Genomic DNA, 331 nt, shown 5'->3' on the forward strand with positions numbered 1-331 from the left:
TAGCCTCATCTTCATCGGGCGCAACCTCGACCGGGCCGAATTGACTGAAGGATTTGAAGCATGTCTCGCTTGAACAACCTGAACAACCGCTCTGTCCAGCCCTCTCAACTGCGCGAAAATTGGGACGCAACCATCAGCGACCACGTCATTGATCTGGCGTGGTCACCTGATGGGAGATACATCGCTGCCGCGTCGGTTCTCGGTCCGGTGACAATTTTTGAAGGTCGTCGTCGAGCGGTTATCCATGCCTTCGAAGGGCATGAATTCGGCACAATGTCAATCGCGTGGCGTCCAGACAGCAAGGTGCTTGCAAGCGCAGGACAAGATGGGA

The 331-nt window shown here is 55.3% G+C and carries 2 protein-coding genes; both read left to right on the forward strand.

The window, feature by feature from the left end; genetic code table 11:
* A partial coding sequence (locus J4G02_22155) for a GTP-binding protein (GenBank protein ID MCE2397216.1) occupies positions 1 to 73 on the forward strand: 73 nt, incomplete at its 5' end.
* The coding region (locus J4G02_22160; protein MCE2397217.1) for a WD40 repeat domain-containing protein at positions 61 to 331 on the forward strand (271 nt) is incomplete at its 3' end. The genes J4G02_22155 and J4G02_22160, both read left to right, overlap by 13 nt.

Source organism: Candidatus Poribacteria bacterium, from assembly GCA_021295755.1.
Lineage (GTDB): Bacteria > Poribacteria > WGA-4E > WGA-4E > PCPOR2b > PCPOR2b.